General features: G+C 38.6%; 20 protein-coding genes. 16 read left to right on the top strand and 4 right to left on the bottom strand.

The window, feature by feature from the left end; translation table 11 throughout:
* Positions 1-59: 59 nt before the first annotated feature.
* Both EGV91_RS12940 and EGV91_RS12935 read right to left on the bottom strand, forming a co-directional pair.
* A complete protein-coding gene (locus EGV91_RS12940) occupies positions 60-731 on the bottom strand; it encodes a PspA/IM30 family protein (protein ID WP_135504374.1) in 672 nt (223 codons plus the stop codon).
* Between the two features lie 19 nt (positions 732-750).
* The gene (locus EGV91_RS12935) at positions 751-1,260 is read right to left on the bottom strand and encodes a DUF4178 domain-containing protein (RefSeq protein ID WP_135504372.1); all 510 of its coding nucleotides are present in this window, start codon (positions 1,258-1,260) and stop codon (positions 751-753) included.
* Positions 1,261-2,053: 793 nt separating this feature from the next.
* Between EGV91_RS12935 and EGV91_RS12925 the strand changes: the two genes are divergently transcribed.
* The 14 genes from EGV91_RS12925 to EGV91_RS12855 all read left to right on the top strand — a co-directional run bounded on the left by EGV91_RS12925 (position 2,054) and on the right by EGV91_RS12855 (position 22,124).
* On the top strand, positions 2,054-2,281 hold the full coding sequence (locus EGV91_RS12925) for a hypothetical protein (protein WP_135504370.1): 228 nt from the start codon (positions 2,054-2,056) through the stop codon (positions 2,279-2,281).
* Positions 2,282-2,647: 366 nt separating this feature from the next.
* Positions 2,648-4,252 carry a DUF2075 domain-containing protein gene (locus EGV91_RS12920; RefSeq protein WP_421958250.1) on the top strand — a complete coding sequence of 535 codons (1,605 nt, stop codon included), beginning with the start codon at positions 2,648-2,650 and terminating at the stop codon, positions 4,250-4,252.
* Between the two features lie 183 nt (positions 4,253-4,435).
* The gene (locus EGV91_RS12915; RefSeq protein WP_135504367.1) at positions 4,436-4,867 is read left to right on the top strand and encodes an ATP-dependent nuclease; all 432 of its coding nucleotides are present in this window, start codon (positions 4,436-4,438) and stop codon (positions 4,865-4,867) included.
* Between the two features lie 70 nt (positions 4,868-4,937).
* A complete protein-coding gene (locus tag EGV91_RS12910) occupies positions 4,938-6,305 on the top strand; it encodes an ATP-dependent nuclease (protein ID WP_135504366.1) in 1,368 nt (455 codons plus the stop codon).
* A 213-nt stretch (positions 6,306-6,518) separates the two neighbouring features.
* On the top strand, positions 6,519-8,396 hold the full coding sequence (locus EGV91_RS12900) for a UvrD-helicase domain-containing protein (protein ID WP_135504362.1): 1,878 nt from the start codon (positions 6,519-6,521) through the stop codon (positions 8,394-8,396).
* Between the two features lie 231 nt (positions 8,397-8,627).
* Complete coding sequence (locus EGV91_RS12895; RefSeq protein WP_135504360.1) at positions 8,628-10,154, top strand: SIR2 family protein; 1,527 nt, start codon at positions 8,628-8,630, stop codon at positions 10,152-10,154.
* Positions 10,155-10,739: 585 nt separating this feature from the next.
* Positions 10,740-11,393, top strand: coding sequence for a SepCysE family protein (locus EGV91_RS12890; protein WP_135504359.1), 654 nt, complete (start codon positions 10,740-10,742; stop codon positions 11,391-11,393).
* A gap of 1,036 nt (positions 11,394-12,429) precedes the next feature.
* The gene (locus EGV91_RS12885; protein WP_158290613.1) at positions 12,430-14,283 is read left to right on the top strand and encodes an SEC-C metal-binding domain-containing protein; all 1,854 of its coding nucleotides are present in this window, start codon (positions 12,430-12,432) and stop codon (positions 14,281-14,283) included.
* Positions 14,284-14,605: 322 nt separating this feature from the next.
* The gene (locus EGV91_RS12880; RefSeq protein ID WP_135504355.1) at positions 14,606-15,487 is read left to right on the top strand and encodes a hypothetical protein; all 882 of its coding nucleotides are present in this window, start codon (positions 14,606-14,608) and stop codon (positions 15,485-15,487) included.
* A gap of 40 nt (positions 15,488-15,527) precedes the next feature.
* Complete coding sequence (locus tag EGV91_RS12875; RefSeq protein WP_135504354.1) at positions 15,528-17,603, top strand: phospholipase D family protein; 2,076 nt, start codon at positions 15,528-15,530, stop codon at positions 17,601-17,603.
* Positions 17,604-17,636: 33 nt separating this feature from the next.
* Positions 17,637-17,846 carry a hypothetical protein gene (locus tag EGV91_RS12870; protein WP_135504352.1) on the top strand — a complete coding sequence of 70 codons (210 nt, stop codon included), beginning with the start codon at positions 17,637-17,639 and terminating at the stop codon, positions 17,844-17,846.
* Between the two features lie 35 nt (positions 17,847-17,881).
* Positions 17,882-18,445, top strand: a complete 564-nt coding sequence (locus EGV91_RS12865) for a hypothetical protein (RefSeq protein ID WP_135504351.1) — start codon at positions 17,882-17,884, stop codon at positions 18,443-18,445.
* Positions 18,446-18,988: 543 nt separating this feature from the next.
* A complete protein-coding gene (locus tag EGV91_RS17290) occupies positions 18,989-20,455 on the top strand; it encodes a TerD family protein (RefSeq protein WP_206662873.1) in 1,467 nt (488 codons plus the stop codon).
* A 490-nt stretch (positions 20,456-20,945) separates the two neighbouring features.
* Positions 20,946-22,124 (top strand): alpha/beta hydrolase, encoded by a 1,179-nt coding sequence (locus EGV91_RS12855; RefSeq protein ID WP_135504349.1) that lies wholly within the window; start codon positions 20,946-20,948, stop codon positions 22,122-22,124.
* Positions 22,125-22,264: 140 nt separating this feature from the next.
* On the opposite strand, the gene EGV91_RS12850 is transcribed toward EGV91_RS12855, so the two are convergent.
* Complete coding sequence (locus tag EGV91_RS12850; RefSeq protein WP_241666184.1) at positions 22,265-22,726, bottom strand: hypothetical protein; 462 nt, start codon at positions 22,724-22,726, stop codon at positions 22,265-22,267.
* 277 nt (positions 22,727-23,003) lie between these two features.
* Here EGV91_RS12850 and EGV91_RS12845 point away from each other — a divergent pair, with 277 nt between their 5' ends.
* Entirely contained in the window at positions 23,004-23,570 is a 567-nt protein-coding gene (locus EGV91_RS12845; protein ID WP_135504348.1) for a DUF4126 domain-containing protein, read from the top strand.
* An 83-nt stretch (positions 23,571-23,653) separates the two neighbouring features.
* Positions 23,654-24,640, top strand: coding sequence for a YhdH/YhfP family quinone oxidoreductase (locus tag EGV91_RS12840; protein ID WP_135504346.1), 987 nt, complete (start codon positions 23,654-23,656; stop codon positions 24,638-24,640).
* Positions 24,641-24,889: 249 nt separating this feature from the next.
* Here the strand turns inward: EGV91_RS12840 and EGV91_RS12835 are convergent, their stop codons facing one another.
* Complete coding sequence (locus EGV91_RS12835) at positions 24,890-26,419, bottom strand: FAD-dependent monooxygenase (protein ID WP_135504345.1); 1,530 nt, start codon at positions 26,417-26,419, stop codon at positions 24,890-24,892.
* Positions 26,420-26,469 lie beyond the last annotated feature (50 nt).

The following is a 26,469-nucleotide window of genomic DNA, read 5'->3' as shown; positions in this document are numbered from 1 at the left end:
GTTTAAACACTCCATATGAACGGATACGGTCCGCCCGCAAAGGAGCGGACCGCGGTTCGTTATTCTTTTCCAAACTGTTTCTTGATGGCTGCCAGTTCGTCGTCCACAGCGCTGCCTTTTTTCAACGAATCAAATTCATCATCGAGTGAGCGTGAGCCAGCCCGCAAATCTTCTGACGTCTCGGCTTCCGCTTCCAAATGCATGACTTTTTCTTCCATGCGGTTGAACCCTTGCAGCGATTCGCCGCTGTCGACCGAGCTCATTGTGCGGTTCATCTTGGTGCGTGTTTTCGCGGATTCCGCACGCGCTTTCAGCGAATCTTTCTTGATCTGCATTTCTTCGTATTCGCGTTTCATTTCGCCCAGCTTTTCGCGCAGCACGGTCGAGTCCTTGGCTGCCCGTTCGTAAGCTTCTTTCATGGAATTCATCTGGACCACATGGTTCTGCTTATCTTCAAGGGCACGGCGGGCCAAGTCTTCATTGCCGGCTTCAACCGCTTCTTCGGCCTGCTTCTGGCGTTTTGCCACCATGCTGCTGGCATCGTCGTATTTTTTCTTCAAGATCTTTTCGTTAGCGAGCTGTTTCGCGACAGCCGTTTCGGCGTCCCGGATGTCGAGCCCCATATCCCGCATAAACTGGTCGAGCATTTTCACCGGATCTTCCGCTTTATCAAGGGCTGCGTTAAGCTCGGATTCTACATACGTTCGTACACGACTGAAAAATTGAAACATATTCTCTCCTCCAATTGGGTTAGCTTGCTGCTAATATGGTGATTTCGTATTCTTCGATTTTAAAGCCTTTGCTGACTTCCACTTCGCTGCCCCATACTTCAACGGACAGGTAAGTGTCGCCTGCTTCATCCAGGTATTCGTAATAGCCCATTTCCGCACCGTTGACGTTCTCGCTGCGGCCTTGGGAGGTAACGTAAGCGCGGCCTTTCTCTTCCAAATGGTAGGTTTTGCCGTCATGCGTAATTTGCTTGGCACCGGGTTCGAGTCCCGGAATCCGGAACTTTTCATAAATGCCGACTTCAAGCTCATCGTCCATTTCCACGCTGAGCCACGTGCTTTTGCCACCAGATGTTAACTGATAGGCATCCCACGTATAGCCACTGTCGTCGTAATGGATCTTGCCGACGACTTCATAATCGACAAGGTCATACGTAACAAAGTCCTTAACGCGCAAATTGCGCAGCGTCCGTTTTTCCACTTCCGGTGCCTGTTTTTCCTTCCCGCCAAATAAGCGGTCTAAAAATCCCATATGCTCACCTCTTTTAAATACGATGTGTTTTGAAGAAACTTCCTTTTTTTTGAATATACCAGATTGCCGCGACAAATCAAAGATGAAGTTGGCCTAAAGTCGAGCCTATCAAAAGTCAGGAGAACTGCTTCCAACTTTGCCTTTGTTTACCCTTTATAGAGTTGCGCTAAGCCCAAGCTGCGGTGCTGTGAATAAAAATATAGCTTGAGGAAAATGGGTAGGAATTGCAGCCGTGGAAGTGGGGAAGCCCCTTGAGCTGTCTTTTGTTTGCTGCTAAATGAAACATTCCCCTTCCGCAGCCGTAAATGGAGTATAAGCGAGCGGAGGGATGGCATGGCACATTGCACAAACTGCACGTATAAATGGAAAGCGAAAGATATCTGGAAGCTTGGGCTTTCCAAAAACGGGAAACAATGCCCGAACTGTCAAGCGACGCAATACGTGTCTTTTAAAGACTGCGGCGTGTGGATGGGACTCGGATACTTGAGCGGGGGAGTCGGTCTATTATTGATTGTATTCTTTCCTTTTTATATCAAGTTGAGTGATAAACAAGAATCGCCTCTATAGGAAAATGGCTAAGAATATCCGAATTCGCATGGGGGCCTATGCGTATTTGGATGTTCTTTTTAAATCGATTTTTGAAATAACTACAGCTTCTTAAAAAGCTGTTCTTTCCGTGTAAAATAAACTCAATCGTTGTGGTAGTTGGATTGGTGTTATTATTTAGAAGGATGTTCAACAAAAACAGAAGATAGACATAGCAGGCTAAAATTTTTTGAGGAGAGATTCAACGATGCTGCAAAAGCAAAAAAAGATTTTAATCATAGGTTTCCTTTTGATCCTGTTCCCACCGCTATTCATATTTGCCAGCGGAATTCCAACCCTGACTGAGCTATTCGGATTAGGGGAAGGGTTTGCCTATATGCTGGCCTATTTCCTTTTCTTTATGATTTTTGCTGGCATGATTCTCGTGAATATTGTTATATTCAAGGCTTTCTTTAAGAAAAAGCGTAATGATTAAAAGGCGGATCCGACTGGGTTCGTCTTTTTCTATGGGATTTTCAATAAAGTAATGACCTACAGGCAGGCGTCTGTATCCAGCATTCGGATATCGACTTTCCTCGCCAAAATCAATATAAATCTGCCATATGTCTTCTCAAACTCCGTCTTCAAATAAAAGGTTCAGGTGTTTCCTAATAAGCATATAAATTCCAATTAATTTTCCCAAATGCAGACAATTAATAGTTAAAAAATGCTAATATTAAGACATTAGCAACTTCGCTGCATTTTAGAATCAATAAATTAAACTACACTGTAAGCGCTTGAATTATCTATTTGATTGGATTCACTGAATTTGCTGCATCCAGAGGGGTGAATATTTATGGGTATGACCGAACTAAAAACCTGGGATTTTAATAAATCTACCTTGGAAAGTATCAAGAATGATACTTACTTTGACTATCCGGTAGTTTATTTTTTGAACAACAATACTACGGTATATATCGGAGAAACTGTAGCCTTTAAAAATCGCATGAAGTCTCACTTGAATAATATTGAAAGAAAGAAATTAGAAAAGATGACTTTGATTATTCATAAAGAATTTCACCGCTCAGCTACATACAATATTGAAACAAAACTAATTAATTACTTCTTGGGCGATGATCGCTACAAGCTGCAGAATAAGAGTCAGACTGCGCAAAGCGTAACGCACAACTACCATAACAAGGAATTCTACGACAAAGAGATATTCAATGATATATGGAAAGAATTATTGAAAAGGAGGGTGGTAAATAACCCTGCTCATGTAATTGAAAACAGAGATATATTTAAACTTTCTCCTTTTAAAGAGCTGTCCATGACGCAACTCGAACTTAAAACAAAAATTCTTGAAGTGTGTGAAGAGCACATCAATGATGATGAGACGTTTATATACATGATTAAAGGTGAAGCTGGTGTAGGGAAGAGCGTGGTTCTGAGTTCCGTGTTCAATAGCATTCAGGAACGAGCGGCTGACAAAAATTCTAATCTCCATCAGACAAAAAATTTTTTACTCGTAAATCATTCGGAAATGCTGAAAACGTATAAAAACATTGCGGCCAATGTGAAGTTTCTTAAAAAGAATAATTTTGATAAGCCCACAAGTTTCATTAATAAACAAAAGAAAACTGCAGAAAAAGCAGACATTGTGTTGGTCGACGAAGCGCATTTATTACTAAGCAGAGCCGATGTTTTCAATAATTTTAATGAAGACAATCAATTGGAAGAAATAATTAAGCACAGCAAAGTTGTCATCGTTGTCTATGATGAAAAGCAGGTCTTAAAACTGAAAAGTTATTGGGATAAGGAGCGGCTCAAGAAAATAGTGTCAGGCTATCAAAGAGAAGAGCCCTACGTTTTAAGAGAACAGTTCCGCATGAATGCTGGAGACGATGTGATCGACTGGATCGACAATTTTGTAGAGAAGCGGATTGGTAGGCTTCCAAAAGATAAACTGTATGACTTTAAAATATTCGACTCTGCCAAAGAAATGCATGATGCCATAGTAGAAAAGAATAAAGAACACGGCCTCTCAAGAGTGGTTTCGACATTCGATTATGAACATAAAAAAGATGGCGAACAGTACTTCATTAGAGAAGACAGCCTTGAAATCCCATGGAATTCAACCGATACCAAAAACACATGGGCTGAAAAGTCGGAGACAATCAAAGAAGCGGGATCCATCTATACGATTCAAGGTTTCGATTTAAATTATGTAGGCGTGATATTGGGGCCATCCGTTACTTATGATGAACAAAATGATTGCTTAAAGATAATAACTGAAAAATACAGCGATACCGAAGCTTTCAGAGGAAAAGATGGAATTGAGGATGTTGTAAGAGCGAAAGAACAAATCATATTGAATTCTATTAATGTGTTGATGAAGAGAGGGATAAAGGGGCTTTATATTTTTGCTAGTGATGAGGGGTTGAGAGAGCGGCTTTTGGAGATCTAACAGAGAATTAGATTCTTCATTAAGACAAACTAAAGAAAAAATTTGAAATGGCAGGAAAAGTTAGAACATACTTAAACCCTAAGATAAAGAATTGCGATATAAATAAAAAACCGGAATTATCAATCAAAATAAGAATAAATAGCAATAGGAAACTGGAAATTCAGAATTAATGGAGTTGATTTTATGTATTTAGAAGAAATCAGAATATGGAATTTCAGACAATATGGTGAAAAAATTGATGGAAAACCAGGAATTATTGTACCTTTTAATCCTAAATTCAACGTTTTAATAGGAGAAAACGATTCAGGAAAAACGGCAATTATTGATGCAATCCGCCTAACTTTAGGTACAGTAAGTGCTGAGAATTATAGAATAAGTGATGACGATTTCTATAATAATTTAGAGGGGGACTCTAAGAAAGAGTTTAAAATAGAATGTTCATTTACAGACTTGAGTAATAAAGAATTAGGAGTTTTTCTCGAGTGGCTTTCATTTGATACAGAAAACAAACCTAATTTAAGGGTTATTTTAAATGCTCGTAAAGTTCAAAGTGACTTTATTCCTGATTTTATCGAAAAAAAAATAAACTGCAGGACCAGAGAATTCAGATTTTAAATTAGAAGGGTTAGCAAGTGAAATATTACGGACTACTTATTTAAAACCACTAAGAGATGCTAAAGCGGAGATGCAGCCTGGAATAAAATCAAGGCTAGCACAAATTTTACAGGGGCATGAAGCTTTTAATGTCTCAGAGGGAAATATTCATAAATTGGAAGAGGTAATGACAGAAGCAAACGAAAATATCAAAGCCTTTTTTGACACCCCCTATAAAGAAGATAAAACAGAGAAAACTATAGTAAAGGAAATCACAACTTTTCTAGAAGAGTTTTTCAACAAAGCAAGTGAAAATGAGAAAGGAAATACCCCTAAGTTTGAAGTTTCTCCAGCTAGACTCAACAGTATTTTAAGAAAGCTTAGTTTAGAACTAGACGACAAGGCTTCAGGGTTGGGAAGTTTAAATCTTTTATTTATTGCAGCAGAATTATTGTTACTAGATAATGAAAACTTAATTGGCCCTGTTATCACATTAGTTGAAGAGATTGAGGCTCATTTACATCCGCAGGCCCAATTAAGATTAATAAAGTTTTTACAGAAGAATCTAATGGAAAAAGGAGAGAGTCATGGTCAATTTATACTTACTACGCACAGTACAGTATTAGCAGCTTCGATAGAACTGGAGAATTTAATATTAATACATAACAAAGTTGCTTATCCTATGAATAGTAAATTTACAAAGCTCGAATTAGAAGACTATGATTTTTTGCAAAGGTTTTTAGATGTAACTAAGAGTAATCTTTTTTTTGCTAGAGGGGTAATTCTAGTAGAAGGAGATGCTGAAAATTTATTGATACCAGCTATTGCAGAGTCTATAAATCGGCCGTTGCATAAATATGGAGTGTCTATTGTTAATATTGGTAGTACAGCATTTAAAAGATATGCAAAGATTTTTTCGAGATCAGACTTTTGGACGAAGGAATTAGAATTACCTTTTCTTTCCTTACCAGTATCACTAATTACAGATATGGATATTAAACCGATTTCTTATTATAAAGAGAATGAAGTTATCGTTTACAGCATTTTAAATATCGAAGACTTAGATGAAATTTTAGAGAGATGTAACATTGAAAAGCAAGAAGAACATGAAGAAATAGTGGGAATTATATATACAACAGAAAAGAAAATAATAAAAAAATTCAAAGATATTTCGTTAATAAATGAGGAGCAGGAGAAAGTTATTTCTGAATATGTCCAACTAGAAATGACTGAAGATTATATTTCTAAAAAAGAAAATGAAAAAATTCTCAAAATCAGAGGTGAATACGAAAGTGACAATTCTAATTTAAGAGTGTTTGTTGCTCCTAAATGGACGTTAGAATATTCTATTGCTTTAAGTAATGTAAAAAAATTGTTAGCCGAAAGTATACATGAAAGTAGATTCAAAGAGCCTTATTCTGATAAAAATAAAAAAAAAATTAGAATCTTTACTGGCTGAAGAAATGATAGATGATGATTTCGCTTATAAAATATTTCAACCTTTAGATGAAAATTTAGTCTCTAAAGCTATAACTGCTCAAATTTTGGCAGAGAAGATATTAAATCATAAAGGTGATATACATTCGAAGTTGATTAACGATGAATACTTGGAATATTTAACCTCTGCTATATACCATGTTACAGAACCTCTCAGAGATACGGAGTGAAAAGAATGATAGATGATCCATTTTATAAAAGTATTGAAGAATCTCTCCTTCCTAAAAACTGCGAGTTTTCTGATGAACAAAGAGATGTAATTTTATATAGTAATAATGCTAATATCGTTGCTGGGCCGGGTAGCGGTAAAACTACGGTCCTAATTGCAAAAGCAGCGTATTTATTAAAGAGAGAACAAAAAAGGACTAAAGGAATTTGTATAATCACACATACTAATGTAGCGGTAGATGAAATTACAAAGAGGTTGAAAGATTTAGGCATAGAGAATTTAAGTTATCCTAACTTTATCGGCACCATCCATGAGTTTTTTAATCATTTTTTTGCAAAGAAAGCATATAAAGAACTGTTTCCTGATAAGCAATATCATTTTATTGATGACGAAATATATATAGAGAAGTTTTGTGAAGAGTTCGAGTACAATAAGCCTGAATGGTATTCATTTCCTCCACCTACTTCCAAAATGAAAGAATCGTATTTATATATCACTCCTGGAGATAAAATCATTTTAAATGGAGATATCAAGTTATCATATAAAGAAAGCGTCCTAAGAACCCTTCTGAAGTTGCTAAATAAAGGACTCCTTAGACATAATGATTCTCTGTCTTTTACTCAATGGTATTTAACTAAGCATAAAGATAATATTCTAAAAGCATTTTCTGAAAGGTTCTCTTATCTTTTACTTGATGAAGCCCAAGATACAAATCATTATCAGTACAACCTTTTAAATACTTTAGTGAAATCGTCTTCCATAGTTTTTCAGAAATTTGGTGATCCTTATCAAGCCCTATATAACATACATGATGATAATGGGGATGCCTGGGAACCTTCAAAGGAAAGCGAAATAGAGTTAAAAGAGATATCTAAAAGTTCAAGATTTGGAGAACCTATTGCTAAGATTTTGAGAACTACTTGTATAAGAAAATATGAAAGTTTAAAGTCAAACCCATTAATTGAATCAGCTTCTCCTCAGCTGATCGTTTTTGATGATCCTTTAACAATTGAAGATCATTTCATTAATATTATTGAAGAGTTTGCTTTAACAAAAGAGTCTTTTAGGAATAGTGAAAATAAAATAGCTATCGTCGGAGCTGAACATCAAGCAATAAAAAAATATATTCCAAAGTATATTAAAGCTAAGCAAGAGAAGACTTTAACAACAGGAATTGCTAGACTATGTTATGGGAAAATTATAGAAGGTTTTTTGAATTCGCTATATATTGTTGAGGAGTTAAAAATACCAGAAGAGATCTTTTCTTATTCAAAAAATTATCTTAAGAAGAAGATTGCATCCGAGCTATTGAATGAAAAGAAAAATCTAGCTTTAGTAGTCATTGAAATTTGGAATAATCAAGGATTATTAACAGAATTAGAAGAGTTAAAACTCATAGAAGTTTATAAAGCTCTTAATAGTAGTTTTAATATAATTGCAGATGAAGGTTCTGATTATAAATTGGTTATGCGAAAACTGAAAGTAGAATTAAAAAGTGTATTCCTTCAAAGCGGTATAGATTCAAATAAAAAAGGAGATGAAAAGACTGTATATTATGGAACTGTACATTCGGTGAAAGGAGAAACGCATAAGGCTACTTTAATACTAGATACAGATTTAATTGAAAATCCTTTTGGCGAAGACAAGGGTGTTTTTTCTTCTAATTATATTATTTTTAACTATCTAATGGGTAATTACACTAATTTAAATGAACTTGATGTTATAAAAAGAAATGCGACTTTAAAAGCATTGAAGTTAGCTTATGTTGCACTGAGTAGACCCACTCATATTGCTGCAGTTGCTATAAACAAAGAGAATTTTATAGATCTTGAAAAAGAAATTGATATGGCTGAAAAAGCTGGATGGCAGGTTAGTATCATTTAAACTTAAATGTTTTTTGTTCTAAGAAATTCGCGTCCCTAGGAAAAAACAATTCTAAACGATTTTGAAAATACACTACGCTTTATACTTAATCTATAACCACAACAATTTTATCCACATTTCGGTTATGATTTTTTCTTTTTAATCATCCGTATAAAGTGTTTAGGAATTATGTCAATCCCAAGGAAGTATGCTATATAAGTTTTTCGATAAAATGATAGACGGGAGATTATTGTGGAGAAAAAACCTTTTAAGAATATAAAAAGTAAGAGTATTTCAATTAGTGAAGAGCAATATATGTTTGAAAAATATATACTCTACTATTTTTTAGAAGAATTTAAGTTAAAAAAAGAAACAATATTTACAGATTTTGTTATTGAAACAAATGATAATAACTCTTTAAAGTTTGATGCTATATTGCCGAAAGATTGGAAGAATTTGAAAGGTCCTGTTTTAATTGAAATAAGAAAAAAACTTAATAAAAAAGAATTTAGTAAAATTGCTCAAAATATTAATAGTCTTCCAAAAAATGAAATTAAAACTTTTTTATTAATATTGAATGTCGATAGTATATCGATAAATGAACCGGATTATAGAGAAATATGGCAAGAGGTTACTGATGGACAGATAGAATTAAATATCTGGGATTTAAAACAAGTTGAAAATAATATGAGACTTTCTCATAATTATAAATCCAATTATAATGATCTCAATTTTGCTGAAATAGAAAAAACTCTAATTGAAGAAACGACAGAAAAACAGTCTATCAGCGATAATATTGGAGTTTTGAAAAATTTAATAGCTACTAATGGATGTGTTCTTTTTTTAGGTTCAGGAGTTTCAAAAGAATACGAACTGCCCTTATGGCATGAGTTAATTAATGGATTAAGCGAAGATGTTGTGAACAATTTAGAATTTTCAAATGATAAAGAAGCCGAAGAGCTTAATTATTTAGAGAAAATAATGTTAAAAAAGGAATTAAACTATTTATTAGGTTCGAATACACTTTTAGCGGCAAATTATCTTGAATCTGGTATTTCGAATCCAGAAGCTGAACTAGGAGAGCCTAACTATAGAAAAGAATTTAATCAAAGATTACGAGGAGTGTTATATGAAAAATATGAAGAACCATCTAACTCTGATTCGCAACTGAAAGAAATTGCAGAAAAAATTGTTAGTTCAAAAAAAAATAGAGGTATTACTAAAGTTATTACTTATAATTATGACGATTTGTTGCAAAGAGAAATAAAAAAAGCGAATCCAGACTTTGAAATTGAAACAGTCTTTAGAGGTGACGTAGCTCAGTCTAATAGATTTCCCATCTATCATGTTCACGGTTTCTTACCAGAAGATGATAGTAAATACAAAGAATATGAAATTAAAGATCAAGAAATTGTTTTCACTGAGAAATCATACTTTGATTTACAACAATTAAAAAATAAATCAGAAAGAAACCGTGTACAATCTAAAGCTTTAAGAAGAAATATAGTAGTGATGGTTGGATTATCATTAAATGATCCGAATTTAAGAAGACTATTGTTAGAAACGGAGAAAGAAGCTGAAGTAAAAACTTATGTTCTTCTCCATTCACACTCAATTAAAAAATCAAAATATCTTAAAGACTTGAAAACGCAGGTTGGAAACAGATTTTTAGAACGGCATCATCAGATTTTGAGACAAAATCTTTTGAAATTGGGGGTTGACGTTATTTGGTATGAAAATCATGAAGATGTCGTGAAAATATTAAAACAAATTTTTTAATAGCTATAATGAAATTTTGAAAAGAATCAATTATTATCTATTTTAACAATGCACAATGATTTATAAGTACTACATTTCAACAATAGTTGTGTCAATATTTCGCTAATAGTTTTTAATATTTTATGCATTCCTGTAAATTTTTCTGAAATTCTGACGTTCTCTGTTTGTTTTCCTCATAGAATGAACACCATAGGTGCCACAATTGTGCCATCAATAGGTTTCTAAAAGAGGGGATTTACATGAGTACTTACAAGAAAAATATAGAGATTTGAAATATGTTTAATAAAAACACTATGTGGTCCTGAGAGTCCTGGAAGAGAAATGATTTAACCAAGATGTTACGGAAGAAATGAATATTCATATTAACTCGCTATCGAACTGGCTGAGACAACATTAGAACTTTGGTAAGAAGGGACTCGAATCTAATGTTGAGAATGGATGATTCAAGCATTGCGATGAAATCAAACGCTTGAAAGAAATCTAGAAGAAAAATAATGAGCAGCAAGGTTACATTGGAATTCTAAAAATAGTGGTTTGACCACTAGGAAGTTAAGATATTGATACTATTTTTAAGGAGAAATTAAAATGCGATTTATTGCTTTGAATAAAGTAAATAATAAAAGTATAGGAGATGCATTTTATTTTGAAACACTTATAAAAAATGAAAAAAAATGCGTATTAGTTGACGGAGGGAGAGTAATTCGTGGTTTCACGAATTTATTGATTAGTAACACAGGAGTAAAAACACTTGATGTAGTTGCTTGTACACATGATGATGCAGATCATACATATGGGATTATCGATTTATTAAACAACCCACAAAAAATAAAAATAAAAGAAATATGGCTACCTTTAAACTGGATGCATTTTAAAGATGTAGTTACGGAGTATAAGGAAGATATTGATAAATTAAAAGAAGATTTAAAAAGTCCTAAAATATATAAGTTTATAAAAAAACATAAAGAATATGAAGTAAATTTTGATGAAAAAATCAATTTTGAAGATGTAGAATATTATAGGGTTGATACAGAAGAGTTAAGTGAGGTGTCGAGTTCTTTAATAGATAATAACGAGGAATTTTTTAAGGAATTAGAAAAAGAAATTCAAGGAAAAGAGGATGATCAAGAGATAAGTGAAGTAATTACCAAGGTATATCATACATTAAATAATATATTTAAAATTGCAAATTTAGCGAAAAAAATGGTATTAAAATTAGATGGTTTAACTATCAAGAAGTAGATAAGAAAATTTTTTTCGATGATAAAGAAGAACCATTAATACCGCTAAATTCCAAAGAAATTTTTCGAATTAGAAAAAAGCGTGAACCACTACTATTTCTACTGAAAGCAGTCTTATCGAAGGTTAATATAGAAAGTTTAGTGTTTTGTTCCAATCATCAAAACAAGTGCCTAATAGGTAAAATTTTTTTTACTTCTGATAGCAATTTAGAGAAAAAAGAATTGAACAAATTCTATTTAACAAATAATAGTATTATTACAGTACCTCATCATGGGTCACAAAATAACTTCGACGCGTTTCTTAGGATTGAAAGAATCTTAACAAAACCATATTTTTACAATGATATAATTTGGGTGTGTGGTCAAAATAGTGCTGTGACATTAGGTAGTTGGTATATTAATGATATTAGAAAATACGGAAAAAAATATTGTACTAATTGTGAGAAACAATCTTTGAAATTTATTCTAGGTGTTTGCGGGTGGCAAAAATATCATTCTATAACAGAATCGGAATGTATATGTGGAAAGAATTATATTTAGAAAAAATTTAAAAAAATCGTGCCCCTGTGTACGGAAAGATTTCGTTTATTCAGTACAATTGCATACGCCAAAAGCCATCTTCAATGAAATCAGCCGATTTTGAAGATGGCTATTGTATGTTTACAGGCGTTGGGAAATATTCATAATTGCACCGTACACAGTAGTTAACCCCCATACAATAGAGATATCATATAAAATTTATTGTATAAAACGATGTATGCAATGGGTGAGTCAGTAAATCACGTCCCTGTGTTCCACACAATTTCATTTATTCACTAAACCTGCATGAAGAATCCATATAACCCAGCAATGGGGTAGATTCTTCATGTATTTTCATGTTTTAGTTTAAATAGTCATAAATGTTTGCGACACAGGGAGAATATGGGGAATGCTGGAAAAGAAACAACTAAATCTCAGTGAAATAGCAATATCTCTCCTTGCCACCCCCACCAAACCCCGCTACGATGGAAGAAAAGGTGAAGGAACGAGGGGAAGGCATGGTTGGAAGAAATGATCCGTGTCCGTGCGGGAGCGGGGAGAAATATAAGAAATGCTGCGGTCGTGAAGAAGCAGTGGATCTGCAGCAGCTGATGGATACGGAACTGGAAACCATTATGACGGGATTTGCGGAACACGGGCTGGAGCCGAAGGAGTTTCATCAATTGACTCAGCTTTTCAGCAATTGGCAGTCGGTTTTATCGAACGTTTTTGGCAAAGATATGATTGAAGCAATGGCTTTCGAATCGTATGTATTCCATGACCGTGTGGATATATGGAAAGGCTATATCGGCCGCCAGAAGAAAGCGCAGAAACGGCAGCGGGTGCTGGACGTGCTGGATCTGTGGGAAGAGCCGTTCTACATGCTTGTCGAGGTTCAACAAGTCGATAACAGGATTCTTCAGCTCCGTGACAAAGTGACGGGAGAAATTCATCAGATGGTTAATGCAGGTGGGGCGAAAAAAGGCGAGTGGCTTTTCGGTGTCTTTTTAAGGAGTCTGCGTGACGGCAAGCCGACTGTGCAACCGGCAGAAGGGTTGATCACGATTCCGGCTTTTCAGCAGACAGTCATTGAAGAACTGGCTGCCCGGCTGAAAGAAGGAGTGAACGATCCGCTGGATTTATACCGGCCATTTGTGGAATCAATTCCAGAGTTGGACCTGACTCCGTTTCAGGATGAAGTCATGGGACTGGTCAGCAGCTTTATTGATAACTATGGTTTAAATAATGAAGTGATCGAAGGGATTGCATTTGCGTTTCTGAAGGAAGTGCCTGTGAAGGCGCGGAAACCGGAAGGCGTGACAGCGGGAATCCTGCAGGCAGCAAACGACTTTGGGCTGTTTGAAGAAGTTTTTCTGACGCAGCAGATCATCGCTGGAGAGCTCGGAACAACCGTTGGCACCCTGTCAAAATACAGAGACATGGTCGGCGGGTTTGTGATCGAACGGTTGGACAAGGATGAAAATGCCCAACCTCGAGATCAAAATCAATATCGGCAGCCGTATATCATGCCAGAAGTTGTCACTGAGATGGGGACCGATCCGCGGCTGACGGAGCGGGGGCTGTGGGAAATGATGAAGCGTACTGAGAACGCCAAATCGGTAGCTGATTTCAATAAAGTCCTGCAGCAGCCGAATGTGAAATATAAGCCGGCAACCGATCTGGATCGGGCGCAGCAGCTTTGCTACGAAGCGTTTGAAAAGGATGGCAAAGAACGCGAACGGCTGGCACAGGAAGCGCTGGAACTGAATCCGAAAAACGGCGACGCAAATTTGCTGATGGCAGAATTTGTGGAGCACGATGTTGAAAAGGAGCTTCATTATTTGACTGCTTTGAATACCGGCTACAGAACCTTCGATGACAGTTTCGACGTGCTCTGGGGCTATGTGCCGAACCGGCCGTTCTTACGTGCTTTATTTTCATATGGTGCCTGGCTGATGGAGCAGGGCAGATATGTCAAGGCGATTGAACAGCTGACGGAGATTATGGATAAGAATCCGCTCGACCACCAGGGCGCGAAATGGCTGCTCTTGAGCGCTTATATCCATGCGGGAAAATGGGAACAGGCGGGTGATCTTACGGATAGCTTTGCTTTGGAGGACAATACAGGAATCGGCATGTATTTCCACTATCTCTCCGATTTGCATACCGGCGTTCTGAAACCGCACGAACGGAGCCAAATGAAACAATTTATCAAGAAACGCAATCCGCATCTTTTCAAACTGCTGCAAGAAGGCAAGAAGCCCGGTGCTTTTCCGAGGCACTTCAGTTTGCAGGAGGGAAATAAGGATGAAGCGGAGCTGGTTTATTGGTTGATTTATGGGATTGGGGAAGTTGATGAGTTTTTAGGGTGAGTGGATTAGCGGCACGTTCGTAAATTACAAGGCTGTTATAAAACCCTTAATGATTCTGACACGATATAATAATTAAGATTCCATATATTAACACACCTGCTGCATCAACAGCGGGTGTGTTTTTTTGCTTTCTATACAAATTAATTGGATCTATAAAGCTCACAGAATAAAAATTGAAACTTGGGAAAAACACTTACTGATTTCTTCTGTTAAAAATAAAAAGACAGAAATTTATAAAAATTAGATTGGAAATATGTTACTATTAGAGGGTAATTATAACTATCTTTATTTTTGGATAAGTAGAAAAGCGGAGGTAGACATTATGCCAACTATATATACTGCTATTTTTCGAAATAATAATAAAGAAGAAGAAATAGATTTATTTGCCCTCACTCCAGAAAAATACTATAAAACCTATAAGAGCAACTTATTCTGCAGTGAAGTTAATTGTTTCGCAAAGTTGTGTTATGTCGTCATGCCTGGTGATAAAAAGAGAAGTTATCTAAGGAAATGGAGAAATAGTCCCCATAGCGAAAATTGTATTCATTACACTGAAGAAGTAAAGGATGGAACAAGAAAACGCCGAAGCGGGACGACGCTTGCTATTGCTTCAGAAGACCAGATCCGGCGGTCATTGAAGCAAGGATTTGAGTTGGAGTTACTGTCAGATGAAGAAAGAGAAAAAAGAAAAGAAGAAAACCGCAGAAAGAGAAATAAGCGAATACGGCGTAATAGCGGCATCAATAAATCAGAACAGCTTTCAATAGTTTTAGTAACAAATCCTGAGGAAGCAACACAAGTATTAAATGAAGTGAAAGGCGGCAGATTGGTAAAAAGGAATGTAGATGCATTAACAAACGGAGACTTATGGAATACTAGAACCATAATTGGTTACTTTTATGATTTAGAACATTCGAAAGAAAGAACAATTGTCAGAGTGGTAAAGAACGGCAGTTTCCTTGATATTAAATTTGAAGAAGCGTTCTTTGCGGCAATGCCTGAATATCAAGGAATGTTTCATCTTATTGAGAGATTTGCAAAAGAAAATGACAGGATTATCATTATAGCAACGGGCGAAGTTAGACGAAATGAAGAAAAGAAAGAATTTAGTGTTAGTGTTTTTGATAAAAACGGATTATCGGTGCATGGCAAAAGGTTAGTTGATTTGGCAAGAGAATATGCATTGGGCCACTTTAACTTTTGACACAGTTTTCAGCAATTTCTCATTAATGGGAGGTAAAAAGATGAGTGATCATGGCCAGTTAAATCTGTTTGGAGAAGACGAGGTAAAGCCGGAGAAAACTCCTTATTTGCAGGTAGTTCTAAATGGTAATGTAAAAACGATGTCATTGGGGGAACTCTTTGACACAGAGGTCTATAGCGACTTAAAGGCAGTATCTTTTGTAGCTTCCCATAAATTTTTCTTTAAGACGGCCAAACGCTTTAAATCCATCCAATTGGTACTGGGTATTGAAGATGGTCATGTGGCTGGCAATTTTGCAAAAGGATTGGAAAGTTTAATGGACATTGAAAGTCGTATTGATTATTTTCAATCTTTGCCAAAAGATGTCCAGCAAGAAATCCAAAACAATCAGTTTCAAATCCGATATTCAAAAAAAGGAACACCTATTCATTCAAAGATCTATTTGCTTACTGGAGCAAAGGGCAACCGAGTAATGATAGGTTCAGCTAATTTTACTGAGACAGCTTTAGGGAATCAGAAACAATATGAAGAATTGCTGGTATTTGATAATCATGAGCTATTTGAAATTTATCAAAATCGATTTGAGGATATTTATCAAGAAACGGTAGATTTTATACCAGAAAAAGTGAAATCGAAAATCTTGTTGGAGCCTGTTAATATAGCCGATCCAGAAGTGTTAATGGATATTCTTTTGGATGAAGTAGAGAATAAACGCATATTGGTGGAATTAACAGAAACCCAAGTAGATGAAATTCACCAGGCAGCTGACAAAATGGAAAGTCAAAAAGAAGAACTGACTCAATTCAAACAGGTTATTGAAGTAATGACTAAAGTAAATAAAAAGACGGAAAGCCGAGAGTTTTTACCCATTAAAACTCTGCGAACAAAGGCTGTCACAATAAAAAGCAAGGTATCAAAAATGAATAAAAAATCAGCAGATGCAGATCATCGTCAACAACTCATCTATCACACCGCCTCCCAGACTCTCTACACACCACTCCCCGATATTGAAGGAGAAGAAAAGAAGCTTCTTAGTCCATTTACTCAAAAGATAGAAGACGTTGAGTCTCTTAAAAAGCAGCTTGAGCTTATCAACAAATTTATCGATTCCTATCATTTATTTACAGTGCAAAACGATCCGAAAGTGCAATCGAGAATTGCTGAAGCTATATTGTACGCTTTTGTTTCCGCCCATATTTGGAAAATGAGAGACCATTACGTAAATGAAGAAGGAAGAGAAAATGTCCGAAGACATATACCACCCTTTTTAATAATTGCTGGCAGATCGATGTCCGGTAAAACCTCTGCTTTAGAGTTCATTAGTATGCTACTTGGAAATACAAATCCATATATGTCTTATGAAAAAATAAGCGGAAAGAACATGCTGAATGATTTCTTTCACTCTTCAAATGTCAGTCCATTATTGGTGGATGAAATTGATGCGAAGTTCTTTCGGAGCGCAGCTGCGGATAAGGGAGAGCGATTGATCAAAGACATTACGAATAATCTTACAGGTGCCCATCCTGTATTGATAGGAACAACAAATGCTACTGGCTTTGATGCGAACGCTCAATCTTCGTCACGTCTATACTATCTGCAAATTAATAACACTTTTCAGAATCAAAAATTGATGGAATCCAGTACTTATCTCAGCAATTTAATGAATGAAACGAGTCCGGCTCTTTATAAAGATTTTACTTATCGTATAGGTGAAAAAATCAAAAATGGTGAAGAGTTTTATTCAACTGAGGATTTTTTAAGCGGAGCAAGAGAAATTTTTAAAGAGTATTACAAAGAAGCTGGTATGTTTCTCCCAGTTTGGTTTCCTCAAGAGAAGTTTAATGATTACCAAGAAAGAGGACAACGACTATGGCGGGAATTATATACAAGCCATTCCGACTCATTTGATTTCCGAAAAGAGAACACAGTTCTCGTCCATATTGATAATTTTTCAACTCAAAACCGTAGGGATCGTGAAACGCTGGTGAATTACCTTCCACCAGAATGTATTAATGAGGATAGTTCTGTTTTACTGCTCAATCAAAAATTATTTAAAGAATACATTGAATATGACAAGTACTTCAAGAAAAGTGTTTTTAGAAGAATATTTAGTTAAGATAACTGATTCATACCTAAGGGGGAAGAAAAGGTGGCCACATACAAGGATATTCAAACTTATGTAAAAAGTGAAAATGGGTATGCAGTGAAATCATGTTGGATTGCGCACATGAAAGAACTGCATGGATTAAATCCGAGAATATCAGCTAGAAGAATCACGCCCGATCAGCGGGTATATCTATGCCCCGAGAATAAGCAAGCAGATATTTTAGCTGCATTTAAACATTTTGGGATGGTATGAAGATGTAGGAGGGAATGTTTATTGAGAGGAGTTTTATGATGAGTAAAAACCAAAGTTATCAAGATGATGTTGAACAAAGCTGTCTAGATTTTGTAAAGAATAACATGAGTGATGAAGATTTTTTTGGATTATCCCATAAACAATATATCGAATTAAGAAAATGGATAAATGAAGCTAAGCCGAATTTTGATATTAATAAATTTCCCGATTTTGTTTTTAATGATGGATTTATAGAACTTTTTGCAGTTACTTCCTCGTCAGAGGACAGAAAAGGTGCAAAACAGATAAGGGAATCTAATGTTTTCAAAAAAAAAAGTGAAACTAATTTTTTAAGTGAACTTGATAGTAATAAAGAAGGGGAAATACTTTTTAGCCATTCCTACGGTCGCAAATTTGAAGAACATACACATTACAACATTATAAACTCAATAAAGAAAAACTGGCTAAAGCATATTGAAAGTTACGATAAAAATATTTCTACATTTAGCCAGGGAATTTTTCTGATTGAGTATACAGACATTAATATTCAAACAGCAGTTTCTAAAAAAAATGAGCCAGCAGAAATATTTGATACATATAGAATAAGTGCTGACAGGTAACTGCTAGACTGGATTAATACCTTCAAAGAAAAAATAGACTATTTAATTTTTGTTAATATTGTTTCACACTCTATTGAGGTAATCAGAATAGATCAAATTCCAGAGCTTATAAAAGGAATTTCAGATGTTAGGTACGCACCTGTTATAGGTATGGAATCACATAAATATGCAGGTTTTAAAATTAGGAAAGAAAATAATCAATAGCAAACTGAAAGGATAAAAAATAGGACTTCGTCTTAAGGAAATTGAGTCCCAAAGAAAGAAAAAATTCTAAACGATTTTGACAATACACTACAACTTGTACTTTATACATAGGAACACAGGCTACACCAACATATTGTGTGTGGTTTAAACTATTTAATCCTTCATATAAATTGTTGGTGAATTTTGTCGTTCCCTGGGAAGCGAAATTATTAATCCCTCTCTTTTTTCTTTGGGATTGTTTTATATAAAAAATCTTGACATTAATTACCTCTGAAGGATAAATGTTACAATGATTTAAGATGGTAAGTAGGAACAAGTAAAACTAAAGGAGAGAGGCATATGCTCGATATTTCTGCACAAAAATCAATTGATAATTTAAAGAAGATTCTCACCGATGAAGACATGACCTTTAATGAACAGACAACGAAGCACTTTCTTATTCTTCCCTTCCTTACTTCACTCGGATACGACATAACAGATCCGAATGTGTTGAAGCATGAGTTCAAGCCGGCCAACCTACGGGGGAACAACGACAAAGTGGATTATGCGTTAGATTTGGGTGACTTCAAAATCATCATTGAGGCCAAGCCTTTAAACACCAATATTAAGAGGCATTACCATCAACTGCAGAAATACTATAATTCCACTCCGGAAGTACAACTGGGAATCATTACAGACGGACGAAATTATCACTTTTTTACGGACTTCTACTATGAAAATCTAATGGATATCGAACCCTTTTACTCCTTAGATGTTTTAAATCTCACGGATTATGATTTTTACTTCTTGAATTTACTCAGTTACACGAAGATATCAGCAAACAGCATTCGAGAAGCCACTGAGGAAATTATCTTTCGGGATAAACTGCTCACCTCATTTAAGAAGACTCTTGAAGAACTTCCGCCTGAGTTCATCAAATTGGTTGTCAAAGACTTTTACCCACATGCTGTTACAAAGAAAGTGATTGAAAAAGCGACGGCAATTGCCAAGCAGGTAGGAGCGAACAGATTGGATTTGAGCATTATCGACGAGTCCATCATTATGTCTGATGAGCGAGTAGAACAATTGGATAGCCCAACTACTGTGCCGGCTGAAGAAGTAGCATCTGAAACACCAGCCCATTCGGAAGTGAAAGAAGATAAGCCTGCTGAGAAACAACCGGAAGTGTCAGCCCCTCAATCAGAAGAACCAGCGACCAAATTGGTGGAAATTGAAACGACACCTGCTCCAACCAAGAGGCCATCATTACGAAAAGGTGAGCGTGTCTCCTTAACTATGGAGGACACTCCGCTAACGAAACTCAAAGTCGGACTAGGCTGGGATGTCAGCAGCCAGCAAGGAACAGAGTTCGATCTTGACGTTCATGTATTCCTTTTGAATGAAAATCAAAAAGTGCCGAAGGAAGAATTTTTTATATTCTACAACAACCCTCAATCGCCAGATGGCAGCACGAATTTATTGAAGGATAGTCGTAATGCAGGAAACAATACTGAAACGGTCTTCGTGGAACTGGATAAAGTATCAAGCGAAGTAGAAAAAATTGTGTTTATTGTAACTATCTACGATGCTTTAAATCGAGAGCAGAATTTCAGCATGGTGAACAATGCCTTTATCCGGATGACGAATGCAGAAACCGGGGAAGAAATGTTCCAGTTTGATTTGGCCAATGGTGGTGGTCCGGAGACTTGTCTGATAGTTGGGGAAATCTATCGTTACAACGAAGATTGGAAGTTTACTGCAGTCGGAAACGGTTATCAGTCTGATATTCAACAATTATGCACCAACTTTGGAGTTCAATTAGCATGAAAAAAAGGAGAACAGGGACTTCCCTGTTCCTTTTAGTTTCTATTAGTAAAATGATTACACCTTGAAAATCGCCTCCCCATTAGCGTTGCGCAGAATCCGTAAATTACTAAAAACAGCTAAATCAATAGTGTCGCGCCCCTGTGTGCGAAAAGATTTCGTTTACTCACTACAGTTGCATACGCCAAAAGCCATCTTCAATGAAATCATCGATTTTGAAGATGGCTTTTGTATGTTTACAGGTGTTGGGAAATATTCATAATTGCACCGTACACAGTGATTAGCCCCCTTACAATAGAGATATCGTGTAGGATATATTGTATAAAAAATGCATATAAGGGGTGAGTCAGTTGGGAAACGGGAAATCGAAAAAAAAGCTGGAGGAGATGCAGTGAAAAAGACTTTACGGATAGGAACTTTAGTGGTGTTGATGATTTTATTGGCGTCCTGCAGTGGAAACACTGAAGATGTACCTATTGAGGAGGCGAGTTCGATGCAGAAAATTACAGGCACATGGAAAGGTTCAATCCAAATACCTAATCAACCACTGCCAATCTTTGTGGAGTTTGAAAAAGATGGCGGCACCTTGAGTATTCCGGTGCAGGGGCTGAGGGACTTTCCCTTTTCGACAGTGGAATTCAATGATCCAGAGTTGGTTTTTGATTTGAATATTCAGGGACAACAGCTTGTTTTCGACGGGAAACTGGAAGACGGGAAGATTTCCGGTGATTTTAACCAGCAGGGCCAGACCTTTCCTTTCGAATTAACGCCGGATACAGCGGAAGAAACGGTTGAGGACGGAGATTTTATTGAGATTGAAGTTGCAGGAGGCACGATGAAAGCTGAAGTCGAGAGGCCTGAAGGGGAAGGGCCGTTTCCGGCGATGCTGATTATAGCCGGTTCAGGACCGACAGACCGCGATGGCAACTCAATGATGCTTCCCGGAAAAAACAATAGTTTGAAAATGGTGGCCGAAGAGTTGGCAGCGAATGGCATTACCAGTATCCGCTATGATAAGCGCGGTGTCGGGATGAATCAGGCACTGGGCGGCAGTGAAGCGGATCTGCGTTTTGATGATTATATCGCTGATGCGGCTGCATGGGTGGAGCATTTGAAGTCGGATGACGCATTTACGGAAGTTGGGATTATCGGGCACAGCGAAGGTTCGCTGATCGGCATGATAGCAGCAGATCAAGCTTCAGCCGTTTCGTTTATCTCCATTGCGGGAGCAGGACGCCCTATTGATGAAGTGCTGATGGAGCAGCTGGCTGCACAGCTTCCGGAAAATCTTATGAATGAAGCCCGGCAAATCATAAGACAATTGAAAAAAGGCGAGCAGGTGGCAACGGTCAGCCCCGAATTGCAGAGCGTGTTCCGTCCGTCGGTCCAGCCCTATATGATTTCCTGGCTGGCTTATGATCCGCAGAAAGAAGTGGCGGCATTAGAGATTCCGGTCCTTATTATTGGCGGCACAGCCGATTCACAGGTGCCAGTATCCGATGCGGAAAGTTTGCACGAGGCGCATTCGGAATCAAAACTGCTGATTATTGATGATATGAATCATGTGCTAAAAACGGTATCGGATGAAAGTGAGAATGAGTCTGCTTACAGCAACCCGGATTTGCCGTTGGCAGATGGGTTGATTAAGGGGATTGTTGAGTTTTTGAAATGAAATAAGTTAGCAATCATGAATGTGGAGCTGCGAAGGGATTCGCAGCTTTTTTGTGTTTTTAATGCTCACTAGTGAAAGAGGAAAATTGAAATAAGTGAATCACGCCCCTAGGCCGCCGAGGCTGGACGCAAAATCGTTTTTTATTCCGCAGCTTGTGCGAGCTCTTCTGCGCGCTCCGGTGTCAAAAGCATTGCCGGAGCCAGTGTCAGAAAGAAAATGCGCATGAGGAAAAAGAAAACAGCCAGCCCATTGACCGGTGGGGCATCCGATTCCAACGTAAAAGCCCACACGCTGCTTCCGGCCAGCAAAAGAATGGAAAAGAAAGCGAAGATCACTAATTTAAATCCTTTCTTTCGGGGATTTATAATGGCGCCACCGATTGCATCGTATTTTGAAAAAATGAAAAGAGCATAAACAAGAACACCAGCCAACAGGATCCAGAAAGAGATCGATGGATAAATCACTCTGAATAGAGGCGTAACCACGTAAAAGGCCAAACCGGCCCGCATCACCAAAGAATGGAACGAGAAATACCTTTTGCTGTCGTGCTTTTGCCTCATCCAAATGAAGTAATTGATGATTGTCAAAAATACAGCAAGCATAAAATTGATTCAAAGCTAGGTTCCGTAGTTTTCTTCAGGAAGAAAAATCGAAGGCAATCCGATCAGAATAAACAACGTAAAAGTGATGAAAAGTCGATTCTGAGCAAATGAAACATGTGCCGCGAGTGGGGAATGCTTGGATTTCATGATCAACAACTCCTTGGCGTTTTTTACATTATAACCCAATTATTGGAGAGTTTATATCACGCGATTTTTGAGTACCAGATCCCTGCTGGTATATAATGGTGAAAAGTTCTTGGAAAGGAGCGAATCTTGTATGGAGATAATTCTTGCAATATGTATCGGCTTGGCTTTAAGTGCAACCGTAGGATTCCGGATTTTTACGCCTTTATTTATAACCGGTGTTTTTGAACGAGTAGACTGGATTACGGTGTCAGAAGGTTTCAGCTGGCTCGGCAGCACCCCCGCTTTGGTTGCTTTCGGAGCGGCTACCGTGTTTGAAATAGCGGTGAATTACATTCCAGCGGTAGGTTCGATTATGAAAGTTATCGCAACGCCGATTGCGGCAATTGCCGGTATTTTGCTGACAGCGTCCTTTATCGGAGATATGAATCCGTTGCTGGAATGGAGCATCGCGATTATTGGCGGCGGGGGAGTTGCTGCAGCATCGCATGTTGCGGTGACTGGTGTAAAGGGTGTAAGCGAAACCGCGCTTCTCAGTCCGGCTGTCGCCGTCGTAGAAGATGTAACAGCGACGGCAGTGCCAATCGCGATTTTCCTGGTTCCGGTATTGGCAATTGGTTTTGTTGTGCTGATTCCCTTGCTGATTGTCATTCTTTATAAAAAACGTACGCGCAGAAAGAAAAATCGCACCCCTGTTTAAAAACAATCTTCGGCTGGCTTTTCCAGAAAACAGTTTCATCGCAAAGCCAATTCGGGAAGAGATAGGGAAGGAGGGGTAGACGAATGAATTCTTTCAAAGCGATTGTCATTAAAGAGCAGGAAGACGAAGTTAGTTACGGCGTAGAACAAATAGGCGAAGACCAACTAAGCGATGGTGACGTCTTAATCAAGGTGGCGTATTCTTCGATCAACTACAAAGACATGTTGGCGGTACAGAAAAAAGGGGGCGTGATTCGGGAGTATCCGATGATTCCTGGAATCGATTTGAGCGGTACGGTTGTCCGTTCGGCAGATTCCCGTTTTCAAGAGGGGCAGGAAGTCATCGTCACCGGTTTTGCGATGGGAATGAGCCACACAGGCGGATTTGCTGAATATGCCCGTGTGCCTGCTGATTGGGTTGTAGAGTTGCCGGAGAATTTAAGCTTGAGGGACGCGATGGTCTTCGGAACAGCCGGCTTCACGGCTGCATTGTCCATCCTGGCGTTGGAACATAACGGCATGGACCCAAAAAACGATCCCGAAATCCTGGTGACAGGGTCTACTGGCGGTGTCGGCAGCATTGCGGTGCAGCTGCTCGCGAAAATCGGCTATAAAAATATTACGGCATTGGTCCGCAAAGATCATCAAGTGGACGTGGCGAAATCACTCGGCGCACATAGCGTCATTTTCCCGGATGAACTGGGCGAATTGAAAAAGCCATTAAACAAAGAGAAATTTGATTATGTACTGGATACGGTCGGAGGGGACGTTACCTCTGTATTGATACCGCAACTTTCCTACGGTGGCAGCATGAGCATGTGCGGAATGGCAGCCGGTGTTGAGTTGAAGGCAACCGTCCTGCCCTTTATCCTGAGAGGGGTCAACCTGCTCGGCATCGATTCCGTCAATGTGCCGATCGACAAACGTCCTGCGATTTGGGCGAAAATGGCGGATGACTGGAACATTGCTGGAACGACCCTGGTGGACGAGATCTCGCTTGAAGAAGTGCCCAGCACCATTGAGGCCATCAAGAACGGTGAGCATCTGGGTCGGACGATTGTGAAGTGTTAATGGGTTGCTGGCTCATTCCAATCTTGCAGCGGGAACCTTCGACAAATCATATCCCTGTGAAAAAATGATTCTAATAATAAACTAGATTCCATACATTCACACACCCGCTGGATTCTAATGGCGGGTGTGTTATTATGTTTAATTCAACCGTATAAATGGTGTGAGAATGAGGCTGAACATCTGCTAAAAAAAGAATGAGAGACACTGCGTGTTTTTTGAAAGACGCATTCAAGCAAAAGGGCAGTCGCCTCACTCCACCCCAAAAGCCACAATCCCATAAGCCTCCAAATACGCTTTCAACACACGCAGCCATTGTTTTTCACTCGCAAGCCCCACATGCCCATCTGGGCGAATCAGGTACAGCGCATCTTGCTTGAAGCCTGCGTCTTTCATCTGGGCTTCCCATGGAAACTCATGGAGCGCAAGCGACTGCGAGCGGGCAAAGTCGATCAGCTCGGGCTTTGCTTTGCCGTATATATGGATTTGCCAATCGACGGAGCGCAGCGGATCGAAATTATCGCCGCTTGCGGTTTCGATCCACGGCAAGCGCATGCCGCCATAGATTTTGCCGGCTTTACCCTTGCTCAAGGGGCTGTTGCGGTAATTGATATGGATTTGAGACAAGATCTTAAACGCATTTTTTTGGGAAAAGGAAAAGTTGAATACCGACGGCAGGACATAGGGTACGAAATACTGGCGCAGCAGAGTGCCGCGCAGTTTTTGGCTGACGATCGTTTGGAACGCTTTGTCGGTCGTCGCGATTAAGCGGCGCGCAAAGACGATTCGTTCTTTTTCATACGTGCGCAGTAGTCTGGGAGCGCCTTTTCCTTGAATCACCGCTGCGAGCTTCCACGCCAGATTGATGGCGTCCCCAATGCCGGTGTTCATGCCTTGTCCACCGGCAGGGCTGTGCAGGTGGCCGGCGTCACCCAAGATGAAGATGCGCCCTTTGGCAAATCGCTCGCTGACGCGGTTATGGACGCGGTACGTCGAAAACCAATTGACCTTGGCCGCGGTCACACGGATTTTATTTTCAACATAATCACTGATGTCACTGTATTGGAGATCTGTGCGTTCGTTCAATTCATCGGGCACAATGCCGAGAATTCGTTTGGTCTTGGCGTTCCGGACGGACATGTAGAGCATAAAGCCGTCATCATCCATGTACATGTCCATCTTTTGCATGTCGTCGACTGGTTTCTCGGTTTCGATATCGGCGACAAAGAATAATTGTTTGTACGTGCCGCCGGGAAATTCGAGCCCCAGCCCTTTTCGGACCATGCTGCCGGCTCCATCGCATCCGCATAAATAGGCAAATTCCGCTTTTTCTAAGGGCTGACCTTCTTGCTGCAGGACGGCGGTCACGCCTTCTCCTGTGTCTTCAAAAGAAAGCAGCGCGGTGTTCCATTCCACTTCGACGCCGATTTTACTTAATTCGTCCACGAGAATTTCTTCGTGCTCGTCTTGCGGCAAACTCAAGATAAACGGAAACGGACTCAGTCCTTTGCCGAAATCAAGGAATTTCACTGTGGCTTTCACGCGTTTGCCGTCACTGACGTCAAGCGACAAAATCGGATGCCCCCGCTTGATGTTGCGTTCGGCCAGGCCAAGTTGCTCGTACTGCTCCAATATGCGCGCATGCACAGCGAGCGCACGTGACGCTGTGCCGGTTCCTGCGTTTTTATCGATGATCCGAAACGGCACGCCTTGGCGCGCCAGGCTATAGGCAAGAGCCAGGCCAGTGGGACCGGCTCCGATGATTAAAATTTGTGGGTTCATCCTAGAGACCTCCTAATGAGTATCACTTCTGCTGATTGATTGCGTTTCAC

The sequence above is a fragment of the Planococcus koreensis genome (genome assembly GCF_004761975.1).
Classification (GTDB): domain Bacteria; phylum Bacillota; class Bacilli; order Bacillales_A; family Planococcaceae; genus Planococcus; species Planococcus koreensis.
Note: the sequence above shows the minus strand (reverse complement) of the source record. Positions and strands in the feature narration are given on the sequence as shown.